At 66.7% G+C, this 17516-nt stretch carries 15 protein-coding genes; 10 read left to right on the forward strand and 5 right to left on the reverse strand.

From position 1 onward, the window contains the following. Positions 1 to 43: 43 nt before the first annotated feature. Genes hpnA through NDN01_RS16620 form a run of 7 tightly spaced genes read left to right on the forward strand, consistent with a single transcriptional unit; the run spans position 44 to position 7901 of the window. Positions 44 to 1045 (forward strand): hopanoid-associated sugar epimerase, encoded by a 1002-nt coding sequence (hpnA, locus tag NDN01_RS16590; protein ID WP_272622858.1) that lies wholly within the window; start codon positions 44 to 46, stop codon positions 1043 to 1045. Beyond that, positions 1042 to 2175: a glycosyltransferase gene (locus tag NDN01_RS16595; RefSeq protein ID WP_272622859.1), complete on the forward strand. Its 1134-nt coding sequence runs from the start codon at positions 1042 to 1044 to the stop codon at positions 2173 to 2175. Before hpnA ends, NDN01_RS16595 begins: the two co-directional genes overlap by 4 nt. After that, the gene (hpnC, locus tag NDN01_RS16600) at positions 2175 to 3014 is read left to right on the forward strand and encodes a squalene synthase HpnC (protein WP_272622860.1); all 840 of its coding nucleotides are present in this window, start codon (positions 2175 to 2177) and stop codon (positions 3012 to 3014) included. Before NDN01_RS16595 ends, hpnC begins: the two co-directional genes overlap by 1 nt. Continuing rightward, positions 3011 to 3850, forward strand: coding sequence for a presqualene diphosphate synthase HpnD (hpnD, locus tag NDN01_RS16605; protein ID WP_272622861.1), 840 nt, complete (start codon positions 3011 to 3013; stop codon positions 3848 to 3850). The genes hpnC and hpnD overlap by 4 nt, the downstream gene beginning before the upstream one ends. Continuing rightward, positions 3835 to 5091 (forward strand): hydroxysqualene dehydroxylase HpnE, encoded by a 1257-nt coding sequence (gene hpnE, locus NDN01_RS16610; RefSeq protein WP_272622862.1) that lies wholly within the window; start codon positions 3835 to 3837, stop codon positions 5089 to 5091. Before hpnD ends, hpnE begins: the two co-directional genes overlap by 16 nt. Before the next feature lie 9 nt (positions 5092 to 5100). Then, positions 5101 to 7053 carry a squalene--hopene cyclase gene (gene shc / locus NDN01_RS16615; protein WP_272622863.1) on the forward strand — a complete coding sequence of 651 codons (1953 nt, stop codon included), beginning with the start codon at positions 5101 to 5103 and terminating at the stop codon, positions 7051 to 7053. After that, positions 7050 to 7901 carry a phosphorylase family protein gene (locus NDN01_RS16620; protein WP_272622864.1) on the forward strand — a complete coding sequence of 284 codons (852 nt, stop codon included), beginning with the start codon at positions 7050 to 7052 and terminating at the stop codon, positions 7899 to 7901. The genes shc and NDN01_RS16620 overlap by 4 nt, the downstream gene beginning before the upstream one ends. Here NDN01_RS16620 and hpnH read toward each other — a convergent pair. After that, entirely contained in the window at positions 7821 to 8966 is a 1146-nt protein-coding gene (hpnH, locus tag NDN01_RS16625) for an adenosyl-hopene transferase HpnH (protein ID WP_272622865.1), read from the reverse strand. The genes NDN01_RS16620 and hpnH overlap by 81 nt on opposite strands. A gap of 9 nt (positions 8967 to 8975) precedes the next feature. Continuing rightward, the gene (gene ispH, locus NDN01_RS16630; RefSeq protein WP_272628273.1) at positions 8976 to 9935 is read right to left on the reverse strand and encodes a 4-hydroxy-3-methylbut-2-enyl diphosphate reductase; all 960 of its coding nucleotides are present in this window, start codon (positions 9933 to 9935) and stop codon (positions 8976 to 8978) included. A 248-nt stretch (positions 9936 to 10183) separates the two neighbouring features. Here ispH and NDN01_RS16635 point away from each other — a divergent pair, with 248 nt between their 5' ends. Both NDN01_RS16635 and NDN01_RS16640 read left to right on the forward strand, forming a co-directional pair. After that, complete coding sequence (locus NDN01_RS16635) at positions 10184 to 10789, forward strand: ABC transporter substrate-binding protein (RefSeq protein WP_272622866.1); 606 nt, start codon at positions 10184 to 10186, stop codon at positions 10787 to 10789. Positions 10790 to 11064: 275 nt separating this feature from the next. Beyond that, on the forward strand, positions 11065 to 11883 hold the full coding sequence (locus NDN01_RS16640) for an MlaA family lipoprotein (RefSeq protein ID WP_272622867.1): 819 nt from the start codon (positions 11065 to 11067) through the stop codon (positions 11881 to 11883). Here NDN01_RS16640 and NDN01_RS16645 read toward each other — a convergent pair. Genes NDN01_RS16645 through dxs form a run of 3 tightly spaced genes read right to left on the reverse strand, consistent with a single transcriptional unit; the run spans position 11880 to position 16882 of the window. After that, positions 11880 to 14483: an MMPL family transporter gene (locus NDN01_RS16645; protein ID WP_272622868.1), complete on the reverse strand. Its 2604-nt coding sequence runs from the start codon at positions 14481 to 14483 to the stop codon at positions 11880 to 11882. The genes NDN01_RS16640 and NDN01_RS16645 overlap by 4 nt on opposite strands. Positions 14484 to 14487: 4 nt before the next feature. Next, positions 14488 to 14958 (reverse strand): DUF2141 domain-containing protein, encoded by a 471-nt coding sequence (locus tag NDN01_RS16650; protein ID WP_272622869.1) that lies wholly within the window; start codon positions 14956 to 14958, stop codon positions 14488 to 14490. Further along, positions 14948 to 16882 carry a 1-deoxy-D-xylulose-5-phosphate synthase gene (gene dxs, locus NDN01_RS16655; RefSeq protein WP_272622870.1) on the reverse strand — a complete coding sequence of 645 codons (1935 nt, stop codon included), beginning with the start codon at positions 16880 to 16882 and terminating at the stop codon, positions 14948 to 14950. Before dxs ends, NDN01_RS16650 begins: the two co-directional genes overlap by 11 nt. 296 nt (positions 16883 to 17178) lie before the next feature. Here dxs and NDN01_RS16660 point away from each other — a divergent pair, with 296 nt between their 5' ends. Further along, entirely contained in the window at positions 17179 to 17358 is a 180-nt protein-coding gene (locus NDN01_RS16660; protein ID WP_272622871.1) for a hypothetical protein, read from the forward strand. The last annotated feature ends 158 nt before the right edge of the window (positions 17359 to 17516 follow it).

Genomic DNA, 17516 nt, shown 5'->3' on the forward strand with positions numbered 1-17516 from the left:
TCCATCCTGTGTAGAGCGCGCGATCGAAGGATGCGGAGGCGGGGTGAGCCAGGATTCAGGTACGGTGCTGGTCACCGGCGTATCGGGTTTCGTCGGATCAGCGGTGGCGCGTGCGCTTGCGGCACAAGGGCGCCAGGTCCGCGGCCTCGTCCGCGCGACCAGCCCACGCGCCAATCTTGCCGATTTTCCCGGTACGCTCGTGGAAGGCGATGCGCGTGACGCAACGGCGATGGCCGAGGCGATGCGAGGGGTGAAACACCTGTTCCATGTCGCCGCGGATTACCGGATCTGGGCGCCCGACCCCGAGGACATCGTCCGCAACAATCTTGCCAGCACGCGCGCCGTGATGGAGGCGGCACTTGCCGCCGGGGTCGAGCGGCTGGTCTATACGAGCAGCGTCGCGACGCTGAAGCCCGATCCCGCCGGCCCGGCCGACGAGACCCGCGCCGCTACTCCGGAACAGGCGGTCGGCGCGTACAAGCGCAGCAAGGTCGTGGCCGAACGGCTGGTCGAGCGGATGGTCGCCGAACGCGGCTTGCCGGCGGTGATCGTCAACCCGTCCACGCCGATCGGTCCCCGCGACGTGCGCCCGACGCCTACGGGACGGATCATCGTCGAGGCGGCGAATGGCAAGATGCCGGCCTATCTCGATAGCGGGCTCAACCTCGTCCATGTCGACGATGTCGCGACGGGGCATGTGCTGGCGCTGGAACAGGGCCGGATCGGCGAACGCTATATCCTCGGCGGCCGGGACGTGCGCCTGGCTGATATGCTGGCCGTCATCGCCGGGATCATGAAGCGCCGTCCGCCCACGATCAGCCTGCCGCGCGCGCCGCTCTTCCCGCTTGCCTATGCCAATGAAGCACTGGCGCGACTGACCGGCAAGGACCCGTTCCTCACCGTCGACGGGCTGAAGATGGCGAAGCACCATATGTTCTTCACCTCGGCCAAGGCCGAGAGCGAACTGGGATATCGCGCCCGCCCCTGGGAACAGGCCCTGGCCGACGCGATCGGGTGGTTCAGGAATGCGGGAATGATCCGGTGATCGCGCTCGCTAGCGGTGGCCTGAGCCTCGTTATCTGGCTCGGTCTGGTCCTCGCCCATGGCGGCTTCTGGCTGGCGCGCGAACGCGACGCGAACGACCAGCCGCGCGATCCCGCTGAATGGCCCGACGTAGTCGCCATCGTCCCCGCCCGCGACGAGGCCGAGGTGATCGGCCGCGCGATCGCTAGCCTGCGCGCGCAGGACTATCCCGGCCGTTTCCATGTGATCCTGGTCGACGATTCGAGCAGCGACGACACCGCCAACATCGCCCGCGCCGCCAGCGGAGCCCATCCTCTCGACATCGTGACCGGCCGGCAACTCGCCCCGGGCTGGACCGGAAAGCTCTGGGCGGTGGCGCAGGGCGTCGAGCATGCCGGCCCTGCTCCACATTATCTGTGGCTTACCGACGCCGACATCGCGCATGAACCCGACACGCTTCGCACCCTCGTCGCACGGGGCGAGGCAGGCCGCCTCACTTTGGTATCGCTCATGGCCGAGCTGCGCTGCACCAGCCTGGCGGAGCGGGCGCTGATCCCGGCCTTCGTGTTCTTCTTCCAGATGCTCTATCCGTTCGGCCGCGTGAATCGCCCGAACGGTCCCGGCGCGGCCGCGGGCGGCTGCATGCTGGTACGACGCGATGCGCTGGCGGCGGCTGGCGGCATCGCCGCGATCCGCACCGCCCTGATCGACGACTGCACGCTGGGCGCCCTGCTGAAGAAACAGGGTCCGATCTGGCTTGGTCTCACTCATCGCTCGCACAGCATCCGCGCCTATGACGATGCCGGGGTGATCGCCGCGATGATCTCGCGCTCGGCCTATGCCCAGCTCGGCTATTCGCCGCTGATGCTGCTCGGCACGGTGATCGGCTTGGCCCTGGTCTATGGCGCGCCCCCGGTGCTGGCGCTGGCCGGCACCGGCTGGGCCCAGATCGCCGGGGCGACCGCGTGGCTGCTGATGGCGATCTCGTTCCAGCCGATGCTGCGCTTCTATCGACGCTCCCCGGTCTGGGGAATCGCACTCCCGTTGATCGCGGCTTTCTACGCCGGCTGCACCTTGCTATCGGCATGGCAGCATATGCGAGGACGTGGTGGAATGTGGAAAGGCCGCGCGCAGGCGACGGGGACGCTTTGATGGAAGCGGCCGACCTCGCCTCGGGCAAGGGACATCGTGACGAGAATTTCCCGGTCGCCTCGGTCCTGCTCAAACCCGAACACCGCGCGCCGGTGATGGCCTTTTATCGTTTCGCCCGCGTGGCCGACGACATCTCGGATCACGAGACGCTGCCGGCTGCGGAGAAGCTTGCCCAGCTCGGCCGAATGCGCGCCGGCCTTGATGGCAAGGCGGAGGGTAGCGCCGAAGCGCTGGCGCTGCGCACGGTCATGGCCGACTACCGGCTCGATCCGGTCCATGCGCATGACCTGCTCGGCGCATTCGAACGCGACGTGACGGTCACCCGGTACGAGGACTGGGATGGGCTGATGGGCTATTGCCGCCTCTCGGCGATGCCGGTCGGACGCTATGTGCTCGACGTTCATGGGGAGGATCGCGCCACCTGGCCAGCCTCCGACGCGCTTTGCGCCGCGCTGCAGGTGGTCAATCACCTCCAGGATTGCGCCAAGGACTACCGCACGCTCGACCGCGTCTATATCCCCGCAGAGACCTTCGCCGAAACCGGCGCGCGGATCGAGGACCTGACCGCCGATCGCGCCACGCCCGCGCTGCGCACCGCGATCGTCTCGCTCGTCGGCAAGACCCGTGCCCTGCTCGACACATCGGCCGGCTTCGCCGCGACGATCGCCGACCGCCGCCTCGCGGCCGAAGTCGCGATCATCCACCGCCTCGCCGTCAGCCTGTGCGGCCGGCTGGAGACGCGCGATCCGCTCAGCGAGCGGGTGCATCACACATCCTGGGAAGCCGCCTTCCTGGCCACCGGTGCCGCCGTCGGCAGCCTGTTCAGGCGCGCGGCATGAATCCCGACGCGACCCCGGCCGCGCTGCAGCAGCAGGTTTCGGGCAGTTCCTTCTATGCCGGGATGCGCGTGCTGCCCAAGGCCGAGCGCGAGGCGATGTACGCGATCTACGGCTTTTGCCGCCTGGTCGACGATATCGCCGACGATCAGCAGGGCGATCGCGAGGGCCGGGCCAGGGCGCTTGACGCATGGCGCGGCGATCTCGATTCGCTTTATGCCGGCGGGCCGCCCGGCCGAGCGGCGCTGGTCGCTGAAGCAGTCAAGCAATTCAAGCTCGATCGCGCCGATTTCGAGGCGGTGATCGACGGCATGGCGACGGACGTAGATCACGACGTCCGCTGGCCGCCCATGGCCGAGCTCGACCTTTATTGCGACCGGGTCGCCTCCGCCGTCGGGCGCCTGTCGGTACGGATCTTCGGCATGGACGAGGCACCGGGGATAGAGCTGGCCTATCATCTCGGCCGCGCGCTTCAGCTGACCAACATCCTCCGCGACGTGGACGAGGATGCGGGCATCGGCCGGGTCTATCTGCCCGCCGAGGAGATCGCCGCGGCCGGCATTCCCTTTACCACTCCCGTGGAAGTCGTCAGTGATCCCCGGATCGATGCCGCCTGCCGGGCAGTGGCCGCGACAGCGCATGACCATTATCGCAAGGCGCATGCGCTGCTCGCGACCCGCCCGCGCGGCCACCTGATCGCACCGCGCCTGATGGAGGCGGCGTACGCCAAGGTGCTGAAACAGACTGAGGCGATCGGCTGGAAGCCGCCACGTCGCCGGGTAAAGGTGTCGAAGCTGGCACTCCTACTGACTGTCGCACGACTGTGGCTGACGCGTTGACCTTCACCCGGGCGACGATTGCCGGGGCCGGTCTGGCGGGGCTCTCCGCCGCCGTCGCGCTGCGCAAAGCGGGCATCGTTGTCTCTATCGCCGATTCAGCCGCGCAGGCGGGCGGACGCTGCCGCTCCTATCACGATCCGCAGCTCGGCCTGACGATCGACAACGGCAATCATCTCGTCCTGTCCGGCAATCCCGCGGTGGCGCGCTTCCGCTCGGCGGTGGGTGCGACGACACCGCTGGCCGGGCCCGAGCATGCCGATTTCACCTTCCAGGACCTGACGACAGCCAAGCGCTGGACGGTACGCATCAACGACGGTGCCCTTCCCTGGTGGATCGCCGCACCGGCCCGCCGCGTGCCGGGCAGCCGGATCGCCGATTATCTGCCTCTCGCCAGATTGCTATCGAACCGCGAAGGTCGGATCGACCAGCGCATCGCAACCGGCGGACCGGCCTGGTCGAAACTGCTTGAGCCCGTGCTGCTGGCAGCGCTCAACACCGCGCCCGGCGAGTCCTCGACGATGCTCACCGCCAATATCCTGCGCGAGACGATCGCAAAGGGCGGCCGCGCCATGCGCCCCCGCATTGCGGAACCGAGCCTGGCCGCCGCCTTTATCGACCCTGCCCTTGCCTGGCTCGATGAACGGGGAAGCGCGGTCGCGCTGGGCCGCCGGCTTCGCACGGTCGCCTTCGAGGGAGATCGTGTCACTGGGCTGGACTGGGGTGCCGGCGTCGAGCCCGTCGCGGCGGACGAGGCGGTGATTCTCGCGGTGCCGCCCTGGGTTGCGACCTCGCTGGTGCCGGATCTGCAGGCGCCGGACGACTTCCGCGCCATCGTCAACGGCCATTTCGCCCTGCCCGCGCCTGCTGGTGCGCCGGCGATGCTCGGCCTGTTCGGCGGCACCGCCGAATGGCTGTTCGCCTTTCCCGACCGGCTTTCAGTGACGGTCAGTGCCGCCGAAAGACTTGTCGACCTCGACCGCGAGACGCTGGCGCGGACTTTCTGGGCCGACATCTGCGCCGCGCTCGCGATCGACGCGCCGATGCCAACCTGGCAGATCGTGAAGGAGAAGCGCGCGACCTTCGCCGCGACGCCGGAGCAGAATGCCAAGCGCCCGTCCGCCGCGACGCGCTGGCGCAACCTGTTCCTGGCGGGCGACTGGACCGATACCGGGCTGCCCGCCACGATCGAGGGTGCCCTGCGGTCGGGAGAAACCGTGGCGCGCCTCGCGCTCGCGCGTTAGGAAGGCGCGATGCATCAGGGCTTTTCCGAGATCGGCGGCTCGACCGCCCCCCTCGCCACGGTCGAGGCAGCGGTCGACCGCGCGACCGCGGCGCTCGCCAACCTGCAGCGCGACGACGGCCATTGGGTGTTCGAGCTTGAAGCCGATGCGACGATCCCGGCCGAATATGTCCTGCTCCGTCATTATCTCGGCGAGCCGGTCGATGCCGGGCTCGAGGCGAAGATCGGCACCTATCTGCGCCGCATCCAGTCGGCCGACCATCATGGCTGGGGCCTGTTCCATGGCGGCGCGTTCGACGTGAGCGCCTCGGTAAAGGCCTATTACGCGCTGAAGATGATCGGGGACCCGGTCGATGCCCCTCATATGGCAAGCGCGCGCGCCGCGATCCTCGCTGTTGGCGGCGCGGCGGCGGTCAATGTCTTCACCCGTATCCAGCTTGCCTTGTTCGCGGCCGGCCCATGGTCGGCGGTGCCGACCATGCCGCCCGAGCTGATCCTGCTGCCGCGCTGGTTCCCGATCCATCTCTCCAAGATGTCCTATTGGGCGCGCACCGTGGTCGTGCCGCTGCTCGTGCTCGGCGCGCTTCAGCCGGTCGCCCGCAACACGCTCGGGGTGAAGGTCGACGAGCTCTATACCGGCGAGAAGATTAGCCCCGGCACCAAGGCAGCCGACCCTAAATGGCTATGGACCCACGGCTTCAACGCGCTCGACCGCGTGCTCAAGGCCGGCAACGGGCTCTGGCCGAAAAAGCTGCGCGCCCGGGCGATCAAGGCCTGTGTCGATTTCGTGCTCGAGCGCCTGAACGGCGTGGACGGGCTCGGCGCGATCTATCCGGCGATGGCGAACAGCGTGATGATGTTCGATTGCCTTGGTTATGCCGAGGATCATCCGGCCCGTGCGATCGCGCGGGAATCGATCGAGAAGCTGCTCGTGATCCGGGAGGACGAGGCCTATTGCCAGCCCTGCGTCTCGCCGGTGTGGGATACGGCGCTCGCCGCGCATGCGATGCTTGAGGCTGGCGGCGACGATGCCGAGGCACGCGCAGGCCGGGGACTCGACTGGCTGAGGCCGCTTCAGATTCTCGACGTGAAGGGCGACTGGGCGGAGGAAAAGCCCGATGTCCGGCCCGGCGGCTGGGCGTTCCAGTACAATAACGCGCATTACCCCGATCTCGACGACACCGCCGTGGTGGTGATGGCGATGGATCGCGCCAGAACCAGCCACGATCAGGAAGCGATCGATCGCGGCGTCGAATGGACCGTCGGCCTGCAGAGCCGCGATGGTGGCTGGGGCGCGTTCGATGCCGACAACAGCTATCATTATCTCAACAACCTGCCCTTCGCCGACCATGGCGCGCTGCTCGATCCACCGACCTCGGACGTGAGCGCACGCTGTGTGTCGATGCTCGCGCAACTGGGCGAGACACGCGACAGCGACCGAATGCGCGCCGCGCTCGATTTCCTCGCCAAGGAGCAGATGCCCGACGGCAGCTGGTTCGGCCGCTGGGGCGTGAACTATATCTACGGCACCTGGTCGGTGCTGTGCGCGCTCAACGCCGCCGGCTTCGCGCCCGAGGAGCCGATTGTGGCGAAGGCGGTCGACTGGCTCACCCGGATTCAGAATACGGATGGTGGCTGGGGCGAGGACTGCGAAAGCTATGCGCTCGACTATAAAGGCCACACCCCCGCGCCCTCGACCGCATCGCAGAGCGCCTGGGCGCTGCTCGGGCTGATGGCGGCGGGTGCCGTGGACTCGCCGGCGGTGGCGCGGGGGATCGACTGGCTCGCGGCGAACCAGGAAGCAGACGGGCTTTGGGGGCAGGAAATATACACCGGCGGCGGTTTCCCGCGGGTCTTCTATCTGCGATACCACGGCTATCCCAAATATTTCCCGCTCTGGGCGATGGCGCGTTATCGCAACCTCAAACGCTCCAACACGCGCCGCGTCGCGCACGGCATGTGACGATCCTCGTTGCGACCGGCCTTCATAAGGAGGCCGCGATCCTGAGCGGACCGGGGGTAACGGCGATTGCCGGCGGTGGCGATGGCGCGCGGCTGGAACGGGAGTTGGAGGCTGCGGCGCATAGCACGCAGGCGATCCTGTCCTGCGGCCTCGCCGGCGCGCTCGATCCGAGCCTGAAGGCCGGCGATCTCGTCATAGGCTCCCTCTCCCCTTGGGACGGGAGCGCACGGTCGGTCGTGTCTCCAGCACGACCTGAACGGGGCGGGGCCCTATCCACCCAACGCTGGGCCCATGCCGAAGGCATGGGAAGGGTGAGCGCGACGGGTGAGATCGATCCTGACGATCACCCTCACCCTTCCGCCGCTTCGCGGCTCCCTCCCTCTCCCAATGGGAGAGGGAATGCAGCACTGTTCGACGCGCTCACCACGCATCTCATCGGGTCCTATGTCGGAACGATCGTCGGCAGCGACACCATCATCGCATCAGTCGCGGAAAAGCACACCCTCCACACGACCACCAACGCCCTCGCCGTCGATATGGAATCACATATCGCCGCCCGGGTCGCGGCACGCCATGGCCTGCCCTTCGCTATCGTCAGGGCAATCTCCGACACCGCCGATCACGCGCTCCCGCCGGCGGCGCTTGTCGGCATGCGGCCCGATGGGAGCATGGCGCTGGGCGCCGTCCTGGCGTCCCTCGCCAGGAACCCGCGCCAGCTACCGGCCCTGATCCGTACCGGACGTGATGCCGGCCACGCCTTTTCCGCGTTACGCCGCGTTCGCGATGTGCTTGCTGGCCTTGGGATTCGCCTTGCGGATGATCTCGAGCTCCCGCTCAACATGCGATGAGTGAACATCCTGCGCCGGGCGCTGGTTGCTGAGGTCGATGTCCTGCGCCATCGGCCCGCTCGTCCGCACGCCCTTGCGCCCGATCGCGAACATCTTCAGCGGATGGCGGATCGAATCCGTCGCGGCCGTTCCCTCGAACCCGCAATGGACCATGCAGTCGGCGCATTTCTCATATTTGCCGACGCCGTAATCGTCCCATTCGGTGCCTTCCATCAGCTCCTTGAAGCTCTGCACATAGCCTTCGCCGACCAGATAGCAGGGCTTCTGCCAGCCGAAGACGGTGCGCAGCGGCATCGACCAGGGCGTGCATTCATAGCTCTGGTTGCCGGCGAGGAAGTCGAGGAACAGCGGCGAATTGGTGAAGGTCCATTTCTTGCCGCCATCGCCCTTCGCGAACACGTCGCGGAAGAACTGCTTGGTGCGGGTACGGTTCAGGAAATGGTCCTGGTCAGCGGCGCGCTCATAAGCATAGCCGGGCGAGATGGTGATCTCGACACCGCGCTTCTCCATCTCGTCGAAGAAACCGGCAAGCCGATCGGGCGAGGCACCGTCGAACACGGTGCAGTTGACCTGGACGCGGAAACCCCTCGCCTTGGCCAGTTCGATCGCCTCGATCGCCACTTCGTAGGTGCCGTCCTGGTCGACCGCGTGGTCGTGCATGCCCTTGTCGCCATCGAGATGGATCGACCAGGTGAAGAAGGGCGAAGGCGCGTAGTCGTCAATCTTCTTCTTCAGCAGCAACGCGTTGGTGCAGAGGATGACGAATTTCTTCTTCGCGATATAGCCCTTCACGATCTTCGGCATGTCGCGGTGGAGAAGCGGCTCGCCGCCCGCGATCGACACCGCAGGCGCGCCGCATTCGTCGATCGCCTCCATGCACTGATCGAAGCTGAGCCGCTGGTTGAGAATCGCGTCGGGATAGTCGATCTTGCCACAGCCCGGGCAGGCCAGATTGCAGCGCAACAGCGGCTCAAGCATCAGCACCAGCGGATAGCGTCCGCCCTTGATGTGCTGCTTGACGGTGTACGCACCGATGCGGACGAGGGGTGAGAGCGGGAGACTCATGGATCTGTCCTATTTGGCCATTGCGGCGGCAGCGCGCGGCGTCACGTTCCTGAGTTCCGGCGGCAGGCTGAACTCGATGTTTTCCTCGACGCCGTCAAGCTGCGACACCTCGATCTGCCGTAACCGCGCCAGCGCGGCGATGACGTCATCAACCAGCTCATCGGGTGCCGACGCCCCCGCGGTGATACCCACCGCGTCGACACCCTCGAGCCACGCCGGATCGACGCCACTGCCGTCAGCGACGAGATAGCTGGGCACACCCATCTCCACGCCGATCTCGCGCAGCCGGTTGGAATTGGAGCTGTTCTCCGCCCCGACCACGATCAACAACTCGCTGACCCGCGCAAGATCGCGCACCGCCGTCTGGCGATTCTGGGTGGCGTAGCAGATTTCCGAGACGTCGGGGCCCTGCACATCGCTGAACCGCGCGCCGAGCGCGGCGATCACGCTGCGCGTATCGTCGACGCTGAGCGTGGTCTGGGTGACATAGGCGACCGGCGTATCCGTCGGCAGCGGCAGCGCATCGACTTCCGCCGCGGTCGAGACGAGATGGATCGGCGCATCGACCTGCCCCATCGTGCCCTCGACCTCGGCATGACCGGCATGGCCGATCAGGATCAGGGTGCGGCCAGCCTTGGCGTAGCGGCGCCCCTGGACATGAACCTTGGTGACGAGCGGGCAGGTCGCGTCGAGCACGGGCAGGTCACGCAGCCGCGCCTCGTCCTGCACTGACTTGGCGACGCCATGCGCGCTGAAAATGGTCGGCGCCCCGGCCGGAATCTCGGCCAGTTCGTCGACGAAGATCGCGCCCTTGCTCCTCAGCTTGTCCACGACATGCCTGTTGTGAACGATCTCGTGCCGGACATAAACCGGCGCACCATGGAGATCGAGAGCACGTTCAACGATATCGATCGCCCGGACCACGCCGGCGCAAAAGCCCCGTGGCTTGGCCAGGATCACACGAAGCACAGCATTGTTATTGGCGGTCATCAAACTCGTGCCCAGTCCCCGTACTAGTCCTGCACCAGCCCCCGCTCCAGCGACATTCCTTCGCTGTTGCACGCAGGAGATAGCGACGCGGCGACCGAAGCAAAAGGTGTAAAAGCACAAGGCAGTGCCTGAAGGTCGCCTTTCGGCCCTATCTTTTCAAGAAGGGTGGATTTTGGGTCACAGCGCCGATACATCGCGTCCGGGGCAGAAAATGGAGCGAGTAGAAGATGCGCAACCTGTCCCCCGTCCTCTTCATTGCCGCGCTCGTCGCGCCGGCTTCGGCAGCCCAGGCCCAGGCCAGCGACCCTGCCCGTGCGCCCGTGCAGGCGCTCTGCGACGGACTGGTCTCGATCATGAAGGGCGGCAAGGCGATGGGCGTGCGTGGCCGCGCCGCCTCGATCGGCCCGGTCGTCGACCGGGTCTATGACGTCCCCTTGATGACCCGGCTGACGGTCGGCACCGGCTGGAACGGTATCGCCCCGGCAGACCAGACCGCGCTCGTCGCCGCGTTCCGGCGCATGGTGATCGGGCAATATGCCACGAACTTCGATTCGTTCTCCGGCGAGAAATTCACCGTAGAGCCAACCGTCGAGACTCGTGGGACCGACAAACTGGTCCGCACCAATCTGATACAGTCAGGCGAAGCGCCGGTTCCTATCGCCTATCGCCTGCGCGCGAGCGGCGGGGGCTGGAAGATCGTCGACGTCTTCTATCGCAATGCGATCAGCCAGCTTGCCACCCGCCGGTCGGATTTTTCCCGGGTATTGGCCACGGGCGGCGCCAAGGCCTTGATCCGTCACCTCGACGAACTGGCTGCCAAGGGTGGCAATTGAGCGTCGGACTCGTTCTGCCGGCGATCGCGCTGCTTGGCGCGTCGCCGGAACAACCCGTCGCCCCTTTGCAGCCTGCGCCGTCAGCGCAGGTTTCAGCTGCTGCCGAGCCGCAACAAACGGTTACGGCGCCTGAGTCCCAACCCAATTCCGCCCCACCCGCTCCGGCCGAGGCAGTGGACCCGGCCGTGCCCGGGCCGCTGGTCGATTCGGCCATCGCTCCAACCGGGACACCTCCGACATCCGTCGAGAAGATTGGCCGCACGCGTGGCGACCCGATGGAAAATTTCAATCGGAAGATGTTCTCGGCCTTCCAGAAAACCGACCGGAAGTTCGTCCGGCCGGCGGCCATGGCCTATAAGCATGTCGTGCCGAAACTGGTCAGGTCGGGGCTTCGCAACGCCCTGAGCAATCTTAACGAACCGATCGTGTTCCTGAACGACCTGCTCCAGCTCAAGCCGGGTCGGGCAGTGAAGACGCTGGTGCGCTTCCTCGCCAACTCGACGATCGGCATCGGCGGTCTGGTCGACGTCGCGAAGACGCCAGCCGTCAGGCTGCCGCATCACGACAACGGCTTCGGCAATACCCTGGCCTATTATGGTGTCGGGCCTGGGCCGTATCTGTTTCTGCCCTTTGTCGGTCCGACGACCCTGCGCGACCTGATCGGTGGCCAGGGCGACGGCTTCGTGTTGCCGATCGCTGTCGGCAGGCCGTTCGATCGCTGGCAATTCCAGGTCCCCAGGGGGATCGTCTCCGCGCTCGACCAGCGCGCGGAATCGGACGCCGACATGAAGGCGCTCCTCGACGGCGCGATCGATCCCTATGCGACGCTGCGTTCGGTCTATCTCCAGAATCGCACGGCGGAGATCCGGGCATTGCACAGCGGCGCTGCCGCTCAGGAAGAAAATCCGCTTGAGGACCCGCTCAGCGATCCCGCGGGCGGCACGGCTAGCCCGCTCGCCGATCCGCTGAGCGATCCGGCGGCGGCGCCTCCCGCACCCTCAGCTGCTCCCGCCGACAAGGCCGATCCTCTGAACGATCCCTTGCCTGATCCGACCGCTTCCACGCCGGCACCGGCCCCCGCCAATAGTCCCTAGGCTGGCGTCGGTTCCGCGGCCGCCTTCTTTTCCGGCGGGCCAAGCAGGGCCGGTTCGAACACCAGGGCGCAGATCAACGTCCAGATGAGCGAGATCATCAGGATCTTGCCCATGCTTGCCGTTCCCGGATGGTGCGAAAGCCACAGGCTACCGAACGCCGTCCCCGTGGCGAGCGCGCTGAACAGCACCGCGCGCGCCAGGCTCGACTGGAGCAGGTCGGTCGCCCCGCCACGCCAGGCCATCACGAAATAGATGTGGAAGGCGACGCCGACGCCGAACAGCAGCGGGAAGGCGATGATGTTGGCGAAGTTGATCGGCTGGCCGATCAGCACGCAGGTGGCTAGCGTCAGGAAGATCGAGAGGATCACCGGCGCCAGCGTGAACATCACCTCGCGGAGGTTGCGCAGGACCGCCAGCAGCAACAGGCTGACCAGCGCGAAGGCGATCACCCCGGCCTGCACGAACGCGCCAGCCACCGTAAAGGCGGCAGCCTGCGTCGCGACCGGGAGGCCGGAAATGGCCGGCGTCACCGTCGCCACAGCGGTGCGGAAGCGTTTGATCACCTGATTGTCATTGCCATCCCCCTTGGGGAAGACCTGCAGCCGGGCGCGGCCATCAGGCGCGATCCAGTCCCGGACCATATCCGATGGCAGGCTTTCCCGCGTGACAGGTTCCGCCTGGAGGGCCGAGCGAACCTGATCGAGCATGACCGCCAGCGGTCGTGATAGCATCGCATTCACTTCAGCGCGCTTGGCCGGCGTGGCCGATGCCAGCCGGTCGAACGCGACGGCGAGGCGCCGCGCATCCGCCGTACCCTGCCCGGTGCCGGGAACTGCCTTCAACCGGCCCGCCACCTGCCGGAGCGACGCCACCAGCGCCGCGTCGTCCGGTGCCGCCGCCACATCGAACGGGTTGAGCGTGAGGTCGAGCAATACCGACGCATCCTGGATCAGGGCGAGCTTGGCCGGCTGGTCCTCCGGCACGAAGCTGTCGACCGAGATCACCTGACCGACCTCGGGCAGTGCCGACAGGCGTTTCACCAGGCCGGCCGCCGCCTGTGGATTTGGCGCGAGGACATCGATCGTGTTCGGCGTCCGGTCGGGGTCGCGGGTCAGGTCGGTCAGCGCCTGCATCGACGGTGCCTTGGGATCGCGCAGGTGAAGCGGGTTGAAGTCGAACACGACCCAGGGGAGCAGCGCGATGCTGACCACCATTGACACGCCGAACCCCCAGAGCACTGCCTTGCGGCGTTGTTCGAGGAACCGGTCGGCGGGTGCGAACTGGGCAAAACCCACCTCCCGCCGCGGCGCGCCCGGACGGAGCAGCAGGACCAGGGCGGGCAGGAGAGTCACGCTGAACAGCAGCGCGATCACCATGCCGAGGCCAGCAATCACACCCAGTTCGGCGATGCCGACATAGGCAGTCGGCAGGAACGCCCCGAAGCCGAGGAATACAGCCCCGGCTGCCAGCAGTAGCGGCGCACCCAGTGCAGCGGCCGCGGCCTGCAACGCGGCCGCAGGAGCCAGCCCCGCCACGCGCTCAGCATTGTATCGCACGCAGATCTGGATGCCGAAATCGACGCCGAGGCCGACGAACAGGGGGATGAAGGCGACGGAGATCAGGTTGAGGCGGCCGACCGCGAACAGCCCCACCGCGAGGGTGACGATCAGCCCAAGCACGATCGTGCCGAAAATCGCCGCGACCAGCCGCACCGACCGGGTCGCGAACCACAGGGTCAGCAGCATCGCGCCGAGCATGACCATTCCGACCGCGCCGATATTCTCCTGAAGCGTCGCGAATTCCTCGTCGGCGAGCGGCACCTCGCCGGTCAGCCGAACGGTGACGCCGTGCGCGGCATCGAGCTTCAGCGCAGCGGCGGCGGCATGGACCGCGTCGCTCGCCGCCTCGCCCGGCATCAGCGCGCCATGGTCGAGGATCGGCTGGGCCAGGATCAGGCGGCGTTTGGGCGGACTGAGCGGCCCTGCGCCAGTCGCGAACAGTTGCTGCCACGAGAAATAGCTCGGCTTGCCGTAAAGCGACCGCTCCGTCGCCTCGGCCAGCGCGCGCATCGGCCGGTCGATCTGGCCAAGCGTCGTCGCCTTCGCCTCGACGCCATCGAGCATCGTCGACAGCGCACCGTTCACGCCGCGCAGCGACGGATCGGCGGCAAGCGGCCCGAGCATCGGCTGCGCCTCGATCAGCGAGGCCGTCGCCTGGCGAACATCCTCGCGCGATCCGAACAACAGGCCTTCACGGGCGAAGAAATCCCCGCCATCGGGCCGGCGCACCAGCCGGAAATGCGCCTTGTCCGCCGCAAGCCCGACCGCCAGCCGCGCCGCCGCGTCCTCGGCCAGTTCCGGGGTCTGGCCGTCGATCACCACCACCATCACGTCGCGTAGCTGGGGGAACGCGGCCTCCATCGCCCGTTCCTGCTTGCGCCAGTCGATATCGGGCGAGATCAGCGCCCCGGTATCGGTCGTCATGTCGAACCGCGCTGCTGTATAAAGGAGCGCCAGTCCCGCCAGCACCACGGACAGCAGCAGCGTCAGCCAGGGACGGCGGACACTGGCGGAGACGATCGCTGGAATCGGCGAACGCATTCCCTCAGCGGGCCTTTGACGGCGGCCCGGAGGGACCCAGGAAATAGCGCATCTTCAACCCGATCGTCTGTTCTCCGCCGTTGAAGGCGAACACCGCATCAGCCCATTTCGGCGGCCCGAGGCTGATCCGGGCATCGTTCGAGAACCCGACCCCTTCCTTGGGGACGCCGAACAGCGCGCGGTCGACCTTCTTGTTGCGGTTCTCGTCATGGAAGATCTGCGCCGCGTAACGGCCGGGCGGCAGGTTGTGGACGGTGACCATCGTAACGCCGGCATGCGCCTGCGCATCCCCGACATAGGGACAATCGTCCTTCAGGAACTGCGCCTGGGGACAGATATCGACATGGACCACGCCGGTCGAGTTGCGGACATTGTCGATCCGCAGGGTCAGCGTGCCCGTGGGCGCCGGCGCCGCGGCGACACCGATGAACCCGATCGCGACGACAATCGCGGCTCGCACACGATCAGACAGCATCGCGCAGTGCTTCTTCGATGAGGCTCCCCGAATTGTGTCGGAGGGCCTTGAGGACGGTATCGACGATGGCATCGGCATCGAGGCCGGCCTCGGCATATTGTTTCTCGGGCTTGTCCTGGTCCTGGAAGGTGTCGGGCAGGCGCAGGGTGCGGATCTTCAGGCCCGCATCGACCAGCCCGGTGTCGCTCGCCAGCGTCAGCACATGCGCGCCGAGCCCGCCGATGGCGCCCTCCTCGATCGTCACCGCAACCTCATGCGTGCTCAGCAGCTTGCGGATCAGCGCCTCGTCGAGCGGCTTCACGAACCGAAGATCGGCGACCGTCGTCGACAGCCCCCGCGCATCGAGCGCGTCAGCCGCCTTCAGCGCCTCGCCAAGCCGCGTGCCAAGCGACAGGATCGCCACCTTGTGCCCCGTGCGCACGATCCGCCCCTTGCCGATCTCCAGCAGTTCGGGAACCTCCGGCAGCGCCACCCCGGTCCCGTTGCCGCGCGGATAGCGCACCGCGATCGGCCCGCTGTCGTGATGGACGCAGGTATGCGTCATGTGCACCAGCTCCGCCTCGTCGGCCGCCGCCATCACCACGAAGTTCGGCAGGGTCGCCAGATAGGTCACGTCGAAGCTGCCCGCATGGGTCGCCCCGTCGGCGCCGACCAGGCCCGCACGGTCGATCGCGAACCTGACCGGCAGGTTCTGGATCGCCACGTCGTGCACCACCTGGTCGTATGCCCGCTGCAGGAACGTCGAGTAGATCGCGCAGAACGGCCGCATCCCCTGCGCGGCAAGACCCGCCGCGAACGTCACCGCATGCTGCTCGGCGATGCCGACATCGAAGAACCGGTCCGGATAGGCCGCCGCGAACTTGTCCAGCCCGGTCCCCGACGGCATCGCCGCCGTGATCGCGCAGATCCTGGCATCGCTCGCCGCTTCCGCGACCAGCGCCGCGCCGAACACATTCTGGTACGCCGGCGGCCCCGGCGGCGCCTTGGCCTGCGCGCCGGTGATCACGTCGAACTTCTGCACCCCGTGATATTTGTCCGCCGCGGCTTCCGCCGGCGCATAGCCCTTGCCCTTCTTGGTCACCACATGGACCAGGATCGGGCCTTCCTCGGCATCGCGCACATTCTCCAGCACCGGGATCAGCTGGTCCAGATTGTGCCCGTCGACCGGCCCCACATAATAAAAACCAAGCTCCTCGAACAAGGTCCCGCCCATCGCCATCCCGCGCGCGAACGAATCCGTCTTCTTCGCCGCCGAATGCAGCGGACGCGGCAGCTTGCGCGCAAAGCGACGCGCCAGCTCCCTCAGGCTCAGGAACTCACGGCTCGACACGATCCGCGACAGATACGCCGACAACCCGCCAACCGGCGGCGCGATCGACATGTCGTTGTCGTTCAGGATCACGACCAGACGGTTGCCCGCCCCTTCAGCGTTGTTCATCGCCTCATAGGCCATGCCGGCCGACATCGCCCCGTCCCCGATCACCGCGATCGCCTTGCCCGGCTCGCCCTTGATCTTGTTCGCGATCGCAAAGCCGAGCGCCGCCGAAATCGAGGTCGAGCTATGCGCCGCGCCGAACGGATCATACTCGCTCTCGCTGCGCTTCGTGAAACCGCTCAGGCCCCCGCCCGCCCGAAGCGTCCGGATCCGGTCGCGACGACCCGTCAGGATCTTGTGCGGATAGCATTGATGCCCGACATCCCAGATCAGCCGGTCACGCGGCGTCTCGAACACATAATGGATCGCCGTCGTCAGCTCCACCACGCCAAGACCAGACCCAAGGTGACCTCCCGTCACCCCCACCGCCGCTATCGTCTCCGCACGCAACTCGTCCGCCAGCTGCCGCAGCTTCGCCACAGGTAACCCGCGCAATTCCGCGGGCGTGCTCACCGTATCCAACAACGGCGTTTTGAAATCGGGATTCATGTTAAAACCGGATCTCCTCATGCACCCTTCCTAGTCGAAGCGGGTGCAGACGCAACGAAAGAGGTCACTTTCGAACCGAAATCGGCCGCCGCCGACACACCCCGGCATTGACAATCGCGTCAGATTCCGGAGTGCGCGAACGCGTGGCCGGTGCGGCACCTCAATGAGGTAACACACCTGAAAATTGGCCATTTGTTGGCCGATTGTTGGCGGAGAATAAAACGATGTTGCGTTGGGAGCGAGACCAGAGCCTCGGAAATGCCGAGCGGGCCTTCAGCGGAGACCTTTGCGTCGGCATGATCGGCACCCTGACGGACGTCCCAAGCGCCTGGTGGTATACGCTCGACGGCGTCGTCATGAATCGCTTGGCGCGATGCGATGGCCACGTCACCAGCGCGAAGGAAGCCCGGGTCGAGGTGGAAAAAGGCTGGGCCAGATGGTGCGAGGCCGCCGATCTGGCCCCGTCGCACGCCTGACCTCCATCGTGCCGCCATACAAGAAGAACCAACTTGGGCCCGATCGGCTCGACGGTCGCTGACGGGCTGAATATGGTCCGCCTTCCCGGCACCTCCATGGCGGCGGCAAGAGGGAGACGGAAGTAGGTTCATTGGAACGGCGGCCGACCACCCTGCGA

Origin of the sequence: Sphingomonas sp. QA11, assembly GCF_028473665.1 — a bacterium.
GTDB lineage: Bacteria > Pseudomonadota > Alphaproteobacteria > Sphingomonadales > Sphingomonadaceae > Sphingomonas > Sphingomonas phytovorans.

What these genes read in the sequence shown, in the direction of transcription:
- hpnC (WP_272622860.1), top strand. Translation starts at nt 2,175, where the DNA reads ATGGAAGCGGCCGACCTCGCCTCGGGCAAGGGACATCGTGACGAGAAT.
- hpnD (WP_272622861.1), top strand. Translation starts at nt 3,011, where the DNA reads ATGAATCCCGACGCGACCCCGGCCGCGCTGCAGCAGCAGGTTTCGGGC.
- shc (WP_272622863.1), top strand. Translation starts at nt 5,101, where the DNA reads ATGCATCAGGGCTTTTCCGAGATCGGCGGCTCGACCGCCCCCCTCGCC.
- hpnH (WP_272622865.1), bottom strand. Translation starts at nt 8,966, where the DNA reads ATGAGTCTCCCGCTCTCACCCCTCGTCCGCATCGGTGCGTACACCGTC.
- NDN01_RS16635 (WP_272622866.1), top strand. Translation starts at nt 10,184, where the DNA reads ATGCGCAACCTGTCCCCCGTCCTCTTCATTGCCGCGCTCGTCGCGCCG.
- NDN01_RS16640 (WP_272622867.1), top strand. Translation starts at nt 11,065, where the DNA reads ATGGAAAATTTCAATCGGAAGATGTTCTCGGCCTTCCAGAAAACCGAC.
- NDN01_RS16645 (WP_272622868.1), bottom strand. Translation starts at nt 14,483, where the DNA reads ATGCGTTCGCCGATTCCAGCGATCGTCTCCGCCAGTGTCCGCCGTCCC.
- NDN01_RS16650 (WP_272622869.1), bottom strand. Translation starts at nt 14,958, where the DNA reads ATGCTGTCTGATCGTGTGCGAGCCGCGATTGTCGTCGCGATCGGGTTC.
- dxs (WP_272622870.1), bottom strand. Translation starts at nt 16,882, where the DNA reads ATGAATCCCGATTTCAAAACGCCGTTGTTGGATACGGTGAGCACGCCC.
- NDN01_RS16660 (WP_272622871.1), top strand. Translation starts at nt 17,179, where the DNA reads ATGATCGGCACCCTGACGGACGTCCCAAGCGCCTGGTGGTATACGCTC.